The 15,353-nt window shown below is 50.2% G+C and carries 14 protein-coding genes; 2 read left to right on the forward strand and 12 right to left on the reverse strand.

Translation table 11 applies throughout. From position 1 onward, the window contains the following. Nucleotides 1–11: 11 nt before the first annotated feature. Complete coding sequence (locus NE473_RS18630) at nucleotides 12–1,262, reverse strand: hypothetical protein (protein ID WP_256265357.1); 1,251 nt, start codon at nucleotides 1,260–1,262, stop codon at nucleotides 12–14. 160 nt (nucleotides 1,263–1,422) lie between these two features. Here NE473_RS18630 and NE473_RS18635 point away from each other — a divergent pair, with 160 nt between their 5' ends. Then, complete coding sequence (locus tag NE473_RS18635; protein ID WP_055651787.1) at nucleotides 1,423–2,118, forward strand: hypothetical protein; 696 nt, start codon at nucleotides 1,423–1,425, stop codon at nucleotides 2,116–2,118. A 69-nt stretch (nucleotides 2,119–2,187) separates the two neighbouring features. Here NE473_RS18635 and NE473_RS18640 read toward each other — a convergent pair whose 3' ends face one another. From NE473_RS18640 to NE473_RS18660, 5 genes are all read right to left on the reverse strand, one after another. Beyond that, nucleotides 2,188–2,745 carry an ECF-type riboflavin transporter substrate-binding protein gene (locus NE473_RS18640; RefSeq protein ID WP_006773208.1) on the reverse strand — a complete coding sequence of 186 codons (558 nt, stop codon included), beginning with the start codon at nucleotides 2,743–2,745 and terminating at the stop codon, nucleotides 2,188–2,190. A gap of 64 nt (nucleotides 2,746–2,809) precedes the next feature. Next, on the reverse strand, nucleotides 2,810–3,652 hold the full coding sequence (locus NE473_RS18645) for an SAM hydrolase/SAM-dependent halogenase family protein (protein WP_055651788.1): 843 nt from the start codon (nucleotides 3,650–3,652) through the stop codon (nucleotides 2,810–2,812). 27 nt (nucleotides 3,653–3,679) lie between these two features. Continuing rightward, the gene (locus tag NE473_RS18650) at nucleotides 3,680–4,516 is read right to left on the reverse strand and encodes an energy-coupling factor transporter transmembrane component T family protein (RefSeq protein ID WP_006773210.1); all 837 of its coding nucleotides are present in this window, start codon (nucleotides 4,514–4,516) and stop codon (nucleotides 3,680–3,682) included. Then, entirely contained in the window at nucleotides 4,513–6,228 is a 1,716-nt protein-coding gene (locus NE473_RS18655; RefSeq protein WP_055651789.1) for an ABC transporter ATP-binding protein, read from the reverse strand. The genes NE473_RS18650 and NE473_RS18655 overlap by 4 nt, the downstream gene beginning before the upstream one ends. Before the next feature lie 21 nt (nucleotides 6,229–6,249). Continuing rightward, on the reverse strand, nucleotides 6,250–7,770 hold the full coding sequence (locus NE473_RS18660) for a GntR family transcriptional regulator (RefSeq protein WP_006773212.1): 1,521 nt from the start codon (nucleotides 7,768–7,770) through the stop codon (nucleotides 6,250–6,252). A gap of 221 nt (nucleotides 7,771–7,991) precedes the next feature. Here NE473_RS18660 and NE473_RS18665 point away from each other — a divergent pair, with 221 nt between their 5' ends. After that, complete coding sequence (locus NE473_RS18665) at nucleotides 7,992–9,032, forward strand: alcohol dehydrogenase (RefSeq protein WP_432762484.1); 1,041 nt, start codon at nucleotides 7,992–7,994, stop codon at nucleotides 9,030–9,032. 98 nt (nucleotides 9,033–9,130) lie between these two features. Here the strand turns inward: NE473_RS18665 and NE473_RS18670 are convergent, their stop codons facing one another. The 6 genes from NE473_RS18670 to NE473_RS18695 form a co-directional block, all read right to left on the reverse strand. Continuing rightward, nucleotides 9,131–9,991, reverse strand: a complete 861-nt coding sequence (locus NE473_RS18670; RefSeq protein ID WP_022030903.1) for an SAM hydrolase/SAM-dependent halogenase family protein — start codon at nucleotides 9,989–9,991, stop codon at nucleotides 9,131–9,133. Nucleotides 9,992–10,087: 96 nt separating this feature from the next. Continuing rightward, on the reverse strand, nucleotides 10,088–10,600 hold the full coding sequence (locus tag NE473_RS18675; protein WP_039891491.1) for a ferritin: 513 nt from the start codon (nucleotides 10,598–10,600) through the stop codon (nucleotides 10,088–10,090). 191 nt (nucleotides 10,601–10,791) lie between these two features. Beyond that, nucleotides 10,792–12,330: a 2,3-bisphosphoglycerate-independent phosphoglycerate mutase gene (gpmI, locus tag NE473_RS18680; protein ID WP_055651790.1), complete on the reverse strand. Its 1,539-nt coding sequence runs from the start codon at nucleotides 12,328–12,330 to the stop codon at nucleotides 10,792–10,794. Between the two features lie 125 nt (nucleotides 12,331–12,455). Then, nucleotides 12,456–12,944 (reverse strand): hypothetical protein, encoded by a 489-nt coding sequence (locus NE473_RS18685; RefSeq protein ID WP_242866239.1) that lies wholly within the window; start codon nucleotides 12,942–12,944, stop codon nucleotides 12,456–12,458. A 201-nt stretch (nucleotides 12,945–13,145) separates the two neighbouring features. After that, nucleotides 13,146–13,898 carry a triose-phosphate isomerase gene (gene tpiA, locus NE473_RS18690; protein WP_006773219.1) on the reverse strand — a complete coding sequence of 251 codons (753 nt, stop codon included), beginning with the start codon at nucleotides 13,896–13,898 and terminating at the stop codon, nucleotides 13,146–13,148. Nucleotides 13,899–13,967: 69 nt separating this feature from the next. Next, on the reverse strand, nucleotides 13,968–15,182 hold the full coding sequence (locus NE473_RS18695; protein WP_006773220.1) for a phosphoglycerate kinase: 1,215 nt from the start codon (nucleotides 15,180–15,182) through the stop codon (nucleotides 13,968–13,970). Between the last annotated feature and the right edge of the window lie 171 nt (nucleotides 15,183–15,353).

The raw sequence follows: 15,353 nt of genomic DNA on the forward strand, positions 1-15,353 counted from the left end.
CCTGTAATTCTCTATTCCGATATTGTAATCCTTTTTACCAGATCAAGAGCCCACTCCGTCTCACCGGGCTTCCTGCAGGTTATATTGATATTCGTCCTCTGTTCTTTGTAGAGAACCTGGGCGGACATATTGTAAAGCACCTCTCCGTCCTTCTCCTCCGGCGCGTAGAAGACAGCCTTACCCTTGCCTTTATCTGCATCAAACAGAAACTCCTGCTCCGGCGTCCCCTGTTCGAACCATGCTTTTTTAAATCTGGAAGTGCCGCCTGTTCCCAGGACTACCGCATAAATATAGAGGTCATGACCTCCGTATCCCACACCGTCGTAGTAGTGGTCCATACCGTTGCGGCAGTTTTCATCGAACAGGAAAGACCCGGGCAGGCAGAATTTCATATTGCCCAGCTTCCGGTAAATGAGCTGTCTTCTGCAGCCCACAAACAGCTCGCCCGAGAGCGGGTCCACATGGCTCACATCCACCGGTTCATGCTCCGCCAGACGGCATATCTCCAGATACTCTTTTACGGGGAACTGCAGGCCGGAATCCATGGAAAGCGCCTTCTCCAGACAGTATATAATCCCGTCATTCACCTTCCTGTCCGCCTCGCTCCGGCTGGATGGCATAAAAAAACAGCTCTGATTTAAAAGCACCAGTGCGCAGTTTCTGTAGTAAACAGCATCCTTTTCAATCTCACTCCAAATAAAAAAATCCCTGGCAAATGCCATGCTCAGTCCGGAGTTCACGACCCCGCGAATTTCCGTAAACGAAAAAGGACGGATATGTGTGATCAGCTTTCCCTCCTGTTTTTCCGGTATATAGTAGCTGGATGGCCAGCAGAATGTATATTCCGGTCCATCCTCCCAATCGGAAACCAGCTTCATCAGATCCATAAACCACTGATAGAAATACTTTCTCCGCATGGTCAGAAAATCCCGTTTCCAGTAATAGCCCGTCTTATCGTCAACCTTTAATTTTAATTTTCCCCGCCCGGCCAGCTGCTCTAAGAATTCGATGACAGCCACATGAAAGCCGGGCCCCACGATGTTGGTCTGGGACTCCCCCCGCAGGATCCGTTTATCCCATTGGAACCATATATAGCCCTCTGGACAAAACCTGCAAAGCAGACATCCGGATAGAGACTCGCATGTATATCCCTGCTCTCCGGCCAGTTCCTTAATCATCGTCTCCGCGGCCTCCGGCGTCCATTCACGGCTGCCGGTCAGCCGGTTCTTTGGCCTTAATGCAAACCTGATCCTAATACTCATCTGAAACCCTTCCTAATATGTCTTTCTCTATTCTATCGTATTTTGCTCAGAAAGGGAAGTATAAAACGACCTTACTTTTTTCTATTTGCAAATCTTCATAGACGAACAGAGGATTAAGAGGTATAATTTAACTATATTACCATATGCAAAGGAGAACGTCATGCCATACTGTCCCAAATGTGACATGGAATTTATCAAAGGAGTTACCGTCTGTTCCGACTGCGGCGGCCCTCTGTTCGAGTCAAAGGAGGAGGCCCTCGCCGTGCAGAACGCATCGCAGCCCGGTGAACCGGACGCTCTGCCGCCGGAGTACCCAAAAGAAGATGACTCCGCAGAAGAATCCGGAGAGCTTCCCAGGCAGGAAAAACCGGCGCGTCCCCCCGCTGCCTACGTGAAAAAATCCCAGAAATACGAAGACCGCAAATCCAGCGCCTCCGCATTTTTACTGGTAGGAGGAGCTATCACCATCTTTGCGCTTCTGTGCTGGGCAGGCATTTTCGACATGCCGATGACAGGCTTTTCCAAATACCTGATTCAGGGAACGCTGACTGTTATGGGAATCGGCTGTCTGATCATCGCCGTCATGACATTCCGCTCTGCAAAAGCCATGGCCGGCGACATCGAGGCGGAGGAAAAGCAGACGGAGGAACTGATCTCCTGGTTTCTTTCCGCCTACCGGAGAGAGGACATTGACGGACGGCTCGATGCCGACTTTTCTGACTTAAGCGAGGATGAGAGGAATCTAAAGCGGTTCGAGCTGATTTCTGATCTCCTGGTTACCTCAAAAGACCTTCCGGACCAGGCTTATGTGGATGCACTGTGTGAAGAGATCTATTCCAAACTGTTTGATGAGTAATGGACTCGGTTATAAAAGAGGCCGCCGCCTGCAGACATTGCCTGCAGACGGCGGCCCTTTTATACTGATTTATTCCTTTGTCAGGCTGCCCTTCTTGGAACGTGTCCTGCTGTAAAGCACCAGCAGGATGGTACCGATGACGCCTGAGGAAATCGCATTGCTGATGGCAGCTACGACGCCCTGTGTAAATACCAGGTTTGCCGGCTCCGCATAGATCAGGATGTCCAGAATCGGAGCAACAATAATCCATGCAATGGCATTGCCAATGATCTGGTAAACGTTGAAAAGAATGATATCCTTCTTGCCAAACTCACCGTCTTCCACATGAAGCTTCGGATATACAAGACCGATTATAAAGCAGGAAAGGCCGCTGGCAACCACCCAGCTCCACCATGCAGAACCGTACTGAATGGAGTCGGACAGCGCATGTCCGATGAATGCAATCAGTCCGCCCGCGATCGGCCCGAACAGAGCGGCGAAAAATGCGCCGATGCCGTATGCGGTCTGGATGTCGGTTTCCGGAATTCCGGTCGGAATCTTCACATACATAAACAGCAGAGTGAATAAAGCCGCGCCAAGTCCCGTTGCAACGATGGTCTTTGTTTTGAACTCAAATAACTTTTTCATGATTACCCTCCTTTGGTTGATAGATTACGAGTTAAGACTACTCAAATTCCCATAATTTGTCAAGCTATTTTGTAAACTCAACCGTCCATTCCGGTCCGTAACCCAGACCGTACTTCTCACAGAAGCTTCCCTGGCTGACGGCCAGAGACACCTTCATGAGCTCATTATTATAAATCATCGGATCGCCCTTTTCGGCGAAACCAAAGCTCTGGTGGAATAATACCTTCTGCTGGAAAGCAACCTCTCCTTCATGCTTCACTGTCACGTTCACGTAGTCACCATAGGCAAATCCCGCGCGGTTAAAGTCTTCCAGCCGGATGTTCGTCCATAAGTTCCCAAAGTTGGGATCGTTGATTTCGAATACGCCGCAAGCCTTTCCTTCGGTAATCTCCGGCTCCAGGATCGGGTGCTCCACGATCTCCTCCACCGGGTATTCCGGACCTACCCCCTCGAAATCGATGATTCCGCTGGCCAGACGGGCAGCCGTATATCCAAATAAGTCGCGGCCGTGGAAGATGGCGACGCCTTCTGTTCCTTTTCCTCTCAGACGGTTGACCGTCTCGTCGATCTCACGCACCGCCTCGATCCCGATCATCTTCTTCACATGCGTCAAAGAACCATTATCCGGGGTTACGATATAGTAACCGTCAACCGTCTTTGCCACACAGGCGCGGCGCCTGGTTCCCACTCCCGGATCAACAACAGACACGTATACGGTTCCTTCCGGCCAGAACTGAAGGCTCTGATACAAACGGTAGCTGGCGCTCCAGGTGTCAAACTGCGGAAGCTCATGCGTGCCATCCATGATCTCCAGTTCCCGGTCCACACACTTTACGACCCCGTACATGGAACTGACTGCGCCTTCTTTGTAAGTAAAATCGGTCTGAAATACTAAAATTGGTTTCATAGCTTTTCTCCTTTATTATAATAAATTTTAAATGAACGGGTTATAGAACCTGGAGCCTCCGTTGACAAAAAACGTCATGCACAGAGAGCCCAGGAAAATCACAAGCGCCACCGCCATCGCACACCAGTCCCCGGTCTTTAACGGCTTTGCCACATACCACGTACGCTTTTTCTTCTTGCCAAAGCCGCGTAAGTCCATGGCATTGCTGATCAGTTCAATCCGGTCCAGCGTGGAAAATATCAGGGGCACGCAGATGTTCATCACATTCTTCACTCTCGTCCCCAGCTTCTCCTTCTTCGATAAATCCAGCCCTCTGCTCTGCTGTGCCAGCGCGATATCCTGGTAATTCCGGATGGTGTCGGGGAAATACCGGAGCGTTAAGGACAGCGCGTAGGCCGCCTTGTAATTACAGCCCACACGGTTAATGGAAGCCGCAAACTCGCTGGGATTGGTGGTCAGCAGGAAGATCATTCCCAGAGGGACCACGGAAGCGTATTTCGTCACCTTCGTCACCTGATAGAGCAGCTGCTCTTCCGTTACAATATAGCGGCTGTTAATCCGAAACAGTTCGTGAGACGTACCGTATATTTCCGTGCCATACTGCGGGCTGAAGATATAGGTCAGCACGAAGTTGACAGAAAGAAAGATGACCACGTATATCGTCATCAGCCTGATCTGCTTAAACTGCAGACCCGACATGGCGAAAAAGATGACGGACAGTACCATGACAAACAGGATATAGCGGATATCGTAGGAAAACATGACCGCAAAGGTCAAACCGATGAAACATACCAGCTTGGTAAGTCCCGATAAATTAAAGATAAAATTATCCCGGTCTATGTAGTCGAACAATTTGCTTTTCATACGTGGCGAAGCCCCCTTTCGTAATCGATGAAGTTCTGAACAAAGCCCTCCGGATCCTCTACTCCGCATTCCACAGCCAGCTCATAGAGGGAGGTAATCTTTAAATTCGCCCTCTCCGTTATCGATTCGTTGGTCAGAATCTCCGCTGATGTAGCGTCCCCGATCTTCTCCCCGTCGGCAATGACTATGGCGTGAGGCGTATACTCCAGCATCAGATGCATGTCGTGGGTGATCATAATGATGGTGACTCCCTCGCTGTTTAAGCTCTTTAAAAACTCCATGATCTCCGTATAGTGGTGGAAATCCTGCCCGGCCGTAGGCTCATCCAGAATCAGAATCTTCGGATCCAGAACCAGGGCGGAGGCGATGGTAACGCGCTTCTTCTGGCCAAAGCTCAGCGCGGAGATAGGCCACTTCTTAAACGGAGCCAGGCCGCAGATCTTTAACGCCTTTTCCACATGTTTTTCGATCTCCGCCTCATCCACACCGCGAATCCTCAGTCCTAGCGCCACTTCATCGTAGATCATGGGCTTACAGATCATCTGGTTGGGGTTCTGCATGACGAAACCGATCATCCGGGAACGCTCTTTGATCGTTTTTCCCTTTAAATCCTCCCCTTCATACAGAAGACGCCCCTCATCCTCCGTAACAAATCCGCAGATGACCTTGGCCAGGGTGCTCTTTCCCGCGCCGTTGGTGCCTACGATGCTGACCATCTCCCCTTCCCGGATATGGAAGCTTAAATCCTTTAAGATTCTGCGCTTCTTCGTATACTGGAAGCTTACATGCTCCGCCGTCAGAATGTCCGGCCTGTCGTTGACCTCCCGGTCCGGTACGCGGCTCAAGGCCCATTTCTGTACTGCCTCCTTTACCATCTCTATCCGGAGCGTTTCCATACGGCCCGGTCGCATCTCCGGCGTCACACTGACTCCCGCGTATTTCAGCGCCGTGGCATAGAGGGGTTCACGGATTCCCATTCCCGGAAGGATATCCGCCGCGATCAGCTCGTCCGGCGTCATATCTGCTGCAATCCTTCCATCATTGACCACCACGATCCGGTCTACATCACGGTAAAGCACATCCTCCAGACGGTGCTCGATAATCACCACCGTCTTTCCCAGTTCCTTCCACACATGGTCAATCAGATCGATAGCCGTCTTACCCGTGGCCGGGTCCAAATTGGCCAGCGGCTCGTCAAACAGCAGGATATCCACGTCATCCACCATAACTCCTGCGAAGGATACTCGCTGCTTCTGTCCTCCGGACAGCTCAAAGGGAGAAGATTTTAAAAGATTACCCATGTCCACCATGTCCGCCACTCTCTGGACGGTTTCCTTCATCGTTCCCTGGTCCACACAGTCGTTTTCCAGGGCAAACGCGATATCCTCGCCCACCGTCAGCCCGATGAACTGGCCATCCGCGTCCTGAAGCACGGTTCCCACCATTTTCGACAGTTCGAAGATGTTCATCTCCCTCGTCTCCCTGCCGTTAATTTTAAGGCTTCCTTCAATCTCTCCCTTATAGGCAAAAGGGATCAGACCGTTTAGACAGTTTCCCAGGGTGCTCTTACCGCTCCCGCTGGGGCCGACAATGAGAACCTTTTCCCCTTCATAGATCGTCAAATTAATGTCATGAAGGGTCGGTTCCGCCTGGCTGAAATAGTGAAACTGGAATGAATTGAACTGAATCATTGGTTTCTTATTCGTATCCATGTATGCCTCCTTGTTTACCGGTTATGCCTGCAGCTGACAGTCAACCTGATATTTGTCAGGAATGAAATAATATTTAATCCGGGCGGCGGGTGAAAAATCCGGCCCGTATAAAATCTGTTCCATATGAAGAAGCACGGTTCCCTCCGGGATATTCATATAGGAGATCACCTGTTCGTCAGCGGCCACCACCTGAATCGTCATGTGGGCTTTCACCGCCTTCTGATAAATCATACTGTCCATAAAATGAAGAAGCTGTTCCTCGTCCGGTTCCTTTCCGTCTATGCCGCTTCCCGTGATCAGCTCCATGGGAATCTGCAGAAAGGACTGGCCGATGGGCCCTTCCTCGCCCCAGTATACGTTATTGCTCGCAAGAACCTCTTCCCCGTTTTTAAGCTGTAATTTCTGTTTTGCGATATTGGTCGGAAGCCCGATATTGTAGTCCATGGTTACCCGGCTCACCGGTTCCTTGGCACACTCCCTCAAAAAGTTATACAGGTTCTTCTTTTCCCTTCTGCGGCAGTCGTAGGATACGAAGGTTCCCTTCCCCTGCCGTTTATAGATAAATCCATCCTGCGCCAGGATAGTGAGTGCCTGTCTCAGCGTATTGCGGCTCACCTTATAGGCGGCTGCCAGCACATTTTCACTGGGAAGAAGGCTGTCCTTCTCGTATACGCCATCCATCAGATCCTGAAACAGCCGGTTATAGACGGGAATGTAGGACGGCAGCCTGCTCTTTCCCTCTTCCGCCTTCCGGGGAGTCAGCGTTCCCCAGGCTCCTGCCTTTATAAAACCGATATGTACAAATAAATTATGCTCTGACTCTCTGTCGCAGAAAAGACACGGTTTCTTCCCCTCTGCCAGAATGTCACGGCTGATCCGGCTGACCAGCATCGCCTCATAATTCTTTCCCCGCTCCGTTTCCTTCACAGCCGCCCCGCCCAGCATCACGGTAAACGGACTCTGCGCCGCACTGTTTACATGGGCAATGATCTCCCCGTTCCGTTCCAGATAGAGATGGGTCCCGTCTCCGCTCTTCAGCCGGTCCGCGATCATCTCTTTGGAAGTATAAAGCGCCCGGATCTCCGGGATCGTCATGAGAAAACCGTGAATCTTATCCTCATCTCCCGGCACGCCCTTTTTCATGGTCACGCCCTCCGGCAGTCCGTTCTCATCGATGAGGTGCGTTCCCTCCTCCAGAAGATAGAGATTCTTCTCCGCCAGCTCATATCCCGGAAGCCACCGGCCGGCCGCCTTCGTCAGCTCCGCCTTTCCCATGACCACATCCGGCTTCCAGTCTTCGGTGAGTGTTTTTAAAAACTCCCCGTCGATGCCTTTTGCATCTCCTGCCACGATTAAGTTTCCGTAAAATTTCAGATAAACATGAGTAATTCTCTCTTCCTCCAGTCCTGCATACACAGTCTGAAACTCCTGATCGAACCCGTAATTCCTGATATCCGCAAGCAGAAACGTGTGATAGACCGCATCTTTCTCCAAAAAATCCAGCAGTCTGCTCTCATCTTCCCCGGTACATCTCTTAACCATAAGCACCTCCCGTTCAACTTGTTCAACAAGTTAAGTTTAGTACAGAGAACCCCTTCTGTCAACATATTTCTACAAAGTTTAAGGAGGAATCCTTTTGTTTTTTGTTCAGTCTTTCGGACGGTACTTCGATTCTTGTATTTAAGGAACATATGGCCTATAATGAAAGCAATAAAAAAAGGAAGGTAACTGTCATGTCATACAATCACCACTCAAAGAAAACCATGAAAGCCGCCGTCTACGAAGGCAATGGAATCCTGCGGTTCGAAGAACGGCCGGTTCCTCACATCATCAGCCCCAAAGACGCCATCGTAAGGGTTACGCTCACAACCATCTGTTCCAGTGATATCCATATTCTTCACGGGGCGGTTCCAAGAGCTGTTCCCGGCACCATCCTCGGTCATGAATTTGTGGGAGTCGTGGAGGAAGCCGGAAGTGAGGTGACACGGGTAAAACCCAGAGACAGAGTGGCTGTCAATGTGGAGACCTTTTGCGGAGAATGCTTTTACTGCCGGCGCGGTTACGTCAATAACTGCACCGATGAGCACGGAGGCTGGGCTCTCGGCTGCCGCATCGACGGGGGACAGGCGGAATACGTCCGCATTCCGTTTGCAGACAACGGCCTCACGCCGATTCCCGATTCCGTGACCGATGAATCGGCACTTTTTACGGGAGACATACTCTCCACAGGCTACTGGGGCGCCGGACTGGCGGACATTAAGGAGGGAGATTCGGTAGCCGTTATCGGGGCCGGCCCTACCGGCTTATGCACCATGATGTGCGCCCGCCTCTATCATCCGGGGAAGCTGATTGCCATCGATACCTCTGAGGAGCGGCTGGATCTGGCCAGGAGCCGCGGTCTCGCCGATTACACCTTAAATCCATGCAGTGGTCCCATACTGGAAAGAGTGCTGGAGCTCACCTCCGGCCGGGGCGCTGACTCCGTTTTGGAGGTCGCCGGAGGAGAGAATACCTTCCGGACCGCCTGGCAGATTGCCCGTCCAAACGCGGTTGTCTGTGTCGTCGCCCTCTATGAGGAACCGCAGATCCTCCCTCTGCCTGACATGTACGGGAAAAATCTGATCTTTAAGACCGGAGGCGTCGACGCCAATTCCTGCGGTGAAATTATGAAGCTGATCGATGAAGGCAGGCTGGATACCAGCTGTCTTATCACCCACCGGACGGATCTGGCACATATTATGGAGGCTTACGAGGTGTTTGAAAAGCAGGCTGACCACGTCATCAAATACGCAGTCACCGTCTAAACCGGTATCGTAAAGCGAAAAAACGGCTGCACGCACGCTCCTTATTCCGGAGCGGCGGACAGCCGTTTCCTTATTCCGTTACTGAATCAAGTCCAGTTTTAATCTTCATATATGATCTTAGGCGCCTTACGCATCGTAATCTGCCACTTATTCCCTGTCCCGATGTTATATGCCTTTGCAAAGCTTCCCTGATTGATGGCAACCGCCATACAGTCCAGACTGTTCACATAGATGAGAGGCTCGCCTACATAAACGTCGGCAAAGCTCTTTGCATAAACCAGAATGTTCTTATACAGGGTTCTCGTCTCATTCTCGATGCTGATTTCCACACGCTGGCCGTGCTTCACACCAAGCTTTAAAAACAGTTCTCTGGAGATATTGGTCCACAGACTTCCAAATCTGACGTCGAGCACGTCGATCGTACCGCTCACTCTGTCGCCGTTATAAGCCGCTTCCACCACCGGAAGCTCGATCACACTCTCCACATCCACGGAAGGGCCTGCTCCCTCGAAGGTGATGACGCCGGCAGCCAGTCTTGCCCCGGTATACGCGTAAATATCACGGCCATGGAAGGTGTAGCTCTCTCCCGATCCCGGCAGACGGTTCACATTCTCATCGATCACTCTCGCTTCCGTGATTCCGCACATCCGCTTCACATGGGTCAGAGTCCCATTGTCAGGAGTCACTATGTACTGCCCCGTGGTGGTCTTCGCCACGATGCTCCGCCTCGTGGATCCCACTCCCGGATCAACGACGCTGACGAATACAGAGCCTTCCGGCCAGTAGTTCACCGTCTGTATCAGCCGGTAGGATGCTTCCCAGATATCATACTGGGGAATCTCATGTGTCAAATCCGTAATACGAAGTTCCGGGTCTACCCCATAGGATACTCCATACATTGCGCAGACAGCTCCGTCCGCAGTGCCAAAATCTGTTTGAATAATAAGTGGTTTTCTCATATTCATCTTTCCTTTAGTGCTAAGGGAGTTGTTTAGAAACCCTTGCATATTCAGTATAGATTTCTTTTGCGCACTTGTCAAGCAGGCTGTTTCCCATTACAGCACCAGAGACGGAGCGTTGTATACGCGGGCCGCCATCTCAGAATCCAGCATATACAGCCCCTTCGGATCGTGTCCAAAAAGCTCGAACCGCTTCACCAGATTATCGGCGTTCTTCTCTTCTTCCCCCTGCTCCTTCACAAACCAGTCGAGAAACTGCATGGTGCGGAAATCCTTTACAGAGTACGCCGCATCATAGATCGCATGGATCAGCCCGGTCACATAGATCTCATGCTCCAGCCCGGCCTTCAGCGGACCGCCAAAATCCTCAAACTGCTTATCCGGTTTATCGATCGCCTCAAGAGTCACCTTCCCGCTGTTATTCTGCAGATACTGCATGAACAGCATCGCATGGTCTCTCTCCTCCTGTGCCTGCACCTGATACCAGTTCGCAAATCCGTTCAGCTCTGCCTCGCGGTAGTAATTTGCAAAATCGAGATACAGATACGCCGAGTAAAATTCCTTATTCACCTGTACGTTAATGAGTTCTGCAACTTTTTTGTCCAACATGGCAATTCCCCTTTCCCTTGTTCTCAAAAGACCGCTCCCCGGTTCCCTCCTCCCCGTCGGTAATCCCTCCGGTTCATAAGGTTCAGATATGCGGCCTTTTTCGACTTTTCATAACTATTTTTTTATATTTGATATCATATCATGACTTTTCTTTTATGTTTATGTCGTTTTTACCTGATATTTCCCGAATTTTACTTCACTAATAATGACTTTCCAGTCATCTCTTTCGGCTGTTCCATGCCCATTAACTCAATTAACGTAGGTGCAATATCCGCCAGACAGCCGCCTTCACGCAGCTTGAAGGACGGATCTGCGTTCACTAAAATGAACGGAACCGGGTTTGTGGTATGGGCGGTAAACGGTGTGCCGGTCTCATAATCTACCAGCTGCTCGGCGTTTCCGTGGTCCGCGCAGATGAACAAGATGCCGTCTGTCTCCTTGACAGCGTCCACCGTTCTTCCGACACAGGCATCCACCGTCTCGATCGCTTTGATTGCCGCATCTTCAATTCCCGTATGGCCAACCATATCCGGGTTGGCAAAATTGATGATGATAACGTCATACTTTCCGGATTTGATCGCCTCCACCAGCTTGTCGCAGACAGCCGGTGCGCTCATCTCAGGCTGAAGATCGTAGGTAGCCACCTTCGGAGACGGAACTAGGATTCTGTCCTCTCCCTTGTTCGGCTCCTCCACTCCGCCGTTGAAGAAGAAGGTAACATGGGCATACTTCTCTGTCTCGGCGATTCTCGCCTGTGTCATATTATGGTCCGCAAGGTACTGGCCAAAGGTATTCACAATGGCTTCCTTCTTAAATGCAACCAGCTTATTCGCGATCGTATCATCGTAATCGGTAAAGCATACATACGTTAAGTCTAAGCGTTTCTCTCTTGCAAAGCCTTTAAACTCATCGTCACAGAATGCTCTCGTGATCTCTCTTGCACGGTCCGGGCGGAAATTGAAGAAAATAACAGAATCATGATCGTTTACAACGGCAACCGGCTTTCCAGCCTCCACTACGACAAACGGCTCCACGAACTCGTCGTTTACTTCCGCGTCATAGGAAGCCTGAATCCCGTCGGCAGCGCTGACAGCAGTCTTTCCCTCTCCCTTTGTCAGGGCATTGTACGCGCGTTCCACGCGGTCCCAGCGGTTATCACGGTCCATCGCGTAATAACGGCCCATGACGGAGGCTACTTTTCCCACTCCGATTTCCTTCATCTTTGCTTCCAGCTCTTCCACAAAGCCCTTGCCTGATGCAGGCGGTGTGTCACGGCCATCCAGGAAGCAGTGTACATATACCTTGTCAAGTCCGTTTCGTTTGGCAAGTTCTAAAAGTCCGTAGATATGGGTATTGTGGCTGTGTACACCTCCGTCGGAGACGAGTCCCCATAAATGAAGGGCAGAATGATTCTTCTTACAGTTCTCCACAGCCTGTAAAAACTCAGGAACGTCAAAGAAATCGCCGTCCTGGATAGATTTTGTAATTCTTGTCAGTTCCTGATAAACGATGCGGCCGGCTCCCATGTTTAAATGGCCAACCTCGGAATTTCCCATCTGTCCGTCGGGAAGTCCAACGGCAAGACCGCTGGCATTACCCTTTACAAACGGGCACTGACTCATCAGCTGGTCCATAACCGGAGTTCTGCCTTCGCAGACTGCATTGTGGTCACAGTTATCATTCAGGCCGTATCCATCAAGTATCATAAGTACTACTGGTTTCTTGCTCATATCTTAATCTCCTTATCTTGTTTTTTCTATATAATGGTAATTATCTTCTCACAACTCTATATTCTACATGATTTACGGATATCTTGCAACTGCTGAATGACAAATATTTGTCATATCGTAACAGTTCAGCCTTCACTTCCGGCTGCCGTTGTTTCTGCGGCTTTTAAGGGATAGCAATGGTGCAGCAGCACCTGGTCCGCATCTCCCCCAAGCTTCTGGTAGAAAGCATCCGTAATTCTGTTCGCAACCATATCAGCCTCCGGTTCAGATAAATCCGTCACCATAATCAGGAACTGGCAGCTGCTGTATTTCGTATATACATCTCCACAGCGGATCGAATACTGGATCATTTCTCTTAAAAGCTCCATCTGGCCGCTCCGGTTCTTAAGACAGGGCAGTTCTCCCTTCCTGTCCGTCAGAGTCAGAAGGATGATATAGGCATCCTCCTTCGTTCGTCTCAGTCTTCGCGCCATAAACCGGTAAATCACTTTAAATATCTCATACTCCTGACAATACGCTCCCGGAAGCAGTTCCTGTTCACACAGTTCCTTCCGGATCCGTTCCATATCGATCTCAATACTCTTCTGCATCAGTTCCGGCTCTTTTGTATCCATACTTCCTCCTTCTTTACCCATTCTCTCCCCCCGGGTATCGGTATATTCATTACCATTATTCACGTTTTCTTATGAATTGTCAACTGATTGCGCATAACCCCCGCCACATTTCAGGAAAGAAAAAGGCAGAGAAGCCACCTCCAGTGACTGTCCCCACCCTTTTCATTACAGGATTCTTCACGATCCTGTATTATTCATTACTTATTTGTTATAGCAAACAATCTTTCCGAAGTCTGGCTTCAGAGAAGCTCCGCCTACTAAGCCTCCGTCGATGTCCGGCTGTGCAAACAGTTCCGGAGCGCTTCCGGCGGATACAGAACCGCCGTACTGGATACGGATCGCTTCTGCCGTAGCTTCATCATAGATTTCAGCGATGCATGCACGGATCGCGCCGCATACTTCCTGCGCCTGCTCGGTCGTAGCGACCTTGCCGGTACCGATGGCCCAGATCGGCTCATAAGCGATAACTGCTGCCGCCGCCTTATCTGCCGGTACGTTTAAGAAAGCAATCTTGATCTGCTGACGGATCCAGTCGATGGTGATTCCCTGCTCTCTCTGAGTTAAGGACTCTCCACAGCATATAATCGGTGTGATTCCGTATTCAAAGGCCTTTAATACCTTCTTGTTTACGGTCTCGTCACTCTCAGCAAAGTATTCTCTTCTCTCAGAATGGCCGATAACCACGTATTTTACGCCTGCGTCTACTAACATGGCAGGGGAGATCTCGCCGGTATAGGCGCCCTTGTCCTCATAGTACATATTCTCGGCGCCAACTAAAATGTTGGTTCCCTTTGCCGCTTCCACAACCGGAATGATATCGATAGCCGGTACACAGAATACTACATCTGCATCTCCACCCGCAACCAGCGGCTTTAAAGTGTTAACCAGTTCTACTGCCTCTGTTGGTGTCATATTCATCTTCCAGTTGCCAGCAATAATTTTTTTCCTTGCCATTTTATTTTATTCTCCTTTAAATCATTGTATGTTCCGTTCGACTAAGGCTCGAAAAACCTCGTTCCGTGCTTACAGCCTGTTATCTGCAGCAGCTACGCCCGGCAGTTCTTTGCCTTCCAGGAATTCTAAGGATGCGCCGCCGCCTGTGGAGATATGAGTCATCTTGTCAGCAAAGCCAAGTCTCTTCACGGCATTCACGGAATCCCCGCCGCCGATAACGGTGGTAGCGTCCTGTAAGTCAGCAACGGCGCGGCATACTTCCAGAGTACCTTCCGCAAAGTTGGAGAATTCGAATACACCCATCGGTCCGTTCCATACAACAGTCTTAGCGCCTTCTAAAGCCGCCTTGTAAAGAGCGATGGTCTTCGGTCCGATATCAAAGCCTGACCAGCCGGCATCGATCACATCCACGACTTTGCGCTCTGTATCGTTGGAGAACTCCCTGCCTTCTACATGGTCAACCGGAAGTAATAACTTCACGCCTTTTTCTTCAGCCTTCTTAATCATCTCCAGAGCGTAATCCAGCTTATCTTCCTCACATAAGGAATTGCCGATCTCCTCGCCCTGCGCCTTCTCGAAGGTATAAGCCATGCCGCCGCCGATGATCAGGGTATCTACCTTGTCAAGCAGGTTGTTGATTACATTGATCTTGTCGGAAACCTTCGCTCCGCCTAAGATGGCAACGAACGGACGAACCGGATTTTCTACAGCCTGTCCTAAGAACTTGATTTCTTTTTCCATTAAGTATCCAACTACGTTGGTTGTGGTGTATTTGGTAACGCCTACGTTGGAGCAGTGGGCTCTGTGAGCGGTACCGAATGCATCGTTAACGAAAATGCCGTCGCAGAGATCAGCCAGTTCTTTCGCATAGCCTTCTGCGTTCTCATCTTTTCCGTACTTTGTCTCTTCGATTCTGTAACGGGTATTCTGAAGTAATAATACTTCGCCATCCTTTAATTCGGCAGCAACCTTCTGTGTCTCTGGTCCTGTTACCTTCGGGTCATCCACGAATTTCACTTCTACGCCAAGTCTCTCGCTCAGAGCAGGAGCTACCGGTGCCAGGGACATCTCCGGAAGCGGCTCACCCTTCGGCTTTCCTAAATGGGAGCAAAGGATTACTTTCGCGCCCTGATCAAGTAATTTCTTAATGGTCGGAATCGCTCCGTCGATACGGTTGTAGTTCTGAATCACGCCATCCTTTAACGGTACGTTAAAGTCGCATCTTACGAGTACTTTCTTTCCCTGTAATCCGGTTAAATCGTCAACTGTTTTCTTGTTAAGCATATGTTCATGCTCCTTTCCATATTTTGACTTTACGCTGTATTCATAACAGAATGGTTATGAATACACCATACAAACCTGTTTCTATACGTAAAAGACCGCGCCGGAGCGCACCTTCTTTTTAACGATAAAAGGGTCCGGTCCAAACGACCGGACCCTCCATGGATCTTTAAA

The sequence above is a fragment of the Hungatella sp. SL.1.14 genome, from assembly GCF_024460495.1.
Lineage (GTDB): Bacteria > Bacillota > Clostridia > Lachnospirales > Lachnospiraceae > Hungatella > Hungatella hathewayi.

Bases quoted from the DNA above. Each gene is read 5' to 3' on its own strand.
- NE473_RS18645 (WP_055651788.1), bottom strand. From the start codon at position 3,652: ATGAAACCAATTTTAGTATTTCAGACCGATTTTACTTACAAAGAAGGC.
- NE473_RS18660 (WP_006773212.1), bottom strand. From the start codon at position 7,770: ATGGTTAAGAGATGTACCGGGGAAGATGAGAGCAGACTGCTGGATTTT.
- gpmI (WP_055651790.1), bottom strand. From the start codon at position 12,330: ATGAGCAAGAAACCAGTAGTACTTATGATACTTGATGGATACGGCCTG.
- NE473_RS18665 (WP_432762484.1), top strand. From the start codon at position 7,992: ATGAAAGCCGCCGTCTACGAAGGCAATGGAATCCTGCGGTTCGAAGAA.
- NE473_RS18655 (WP_055651789.1), bottom strand. From the start codon at position 6,228: ATGGATACGAATAAGAAACCAATGATTCAGTTCAATTCATTCCAGTTT.
- NE473_RS18695 (WP_006773220.1), bottom strand. From the start codon at position 15,182: ATGCTTAACAAGAAAACAGTTGACGATTTAACCGGATTACAGGGAAAG.
- NE473_RS18650 (WP_006773210.1), bottom strand. From the start codon at position 4,516: ATGAAAAGCAAATTGTTCGACTACATAGACCGGGATAATTTTATCTTT.
- NE473_RS18685 (WP_242866239.1), bottom strand. From the start codon at position 12,944: ATGGATACAAAAGAGCCGGAACTGATGCAGAAGAGTATTGAGATCGAT.
- tpiA (WP_006773219.1), bottom strand. From the start codon at position 13,898: ATGGCAAGGAAAAAAATTATTGCTGGCAACTGGAAGATGAATATGACA.
- NE473_RS18640 (WP_006773208.1), bottom strand. From the start codon at position 2,745: ATGAAAAAGTTATTTGAGTTCAAAACAAAGACCATCGTTGCAACGGGA.
- NE473_RS18635 (WP_055651787.1), top strand. From the start codon at position 1,423: ATGCCATACTGTCCCAAATGTGACATGGAATTTATCAAAGGAGTTACC.
- NE473_RS18670 (WP_022030903.1), bottom strand. From the start codon at position 9,991: ATGAGAAAACCACTTATTATTCAAACAGATTTTGGCACTGCGGACGGA.
- NE473_RS18675 (WP_039891491.1), bottom strand. From the start codon at position 10,600: ATGTTGGACAAAAAAGTTGCAGAACTCATTAACGTACAGGTGAATAAG.
- NE473_RS18630 (WP_256265357.1), bottom strand. From the start codon at position 1,262: ATGAGTATTAGGATCAGGTTTGCATTAAGGCCAAAGAACCGGCTGACC.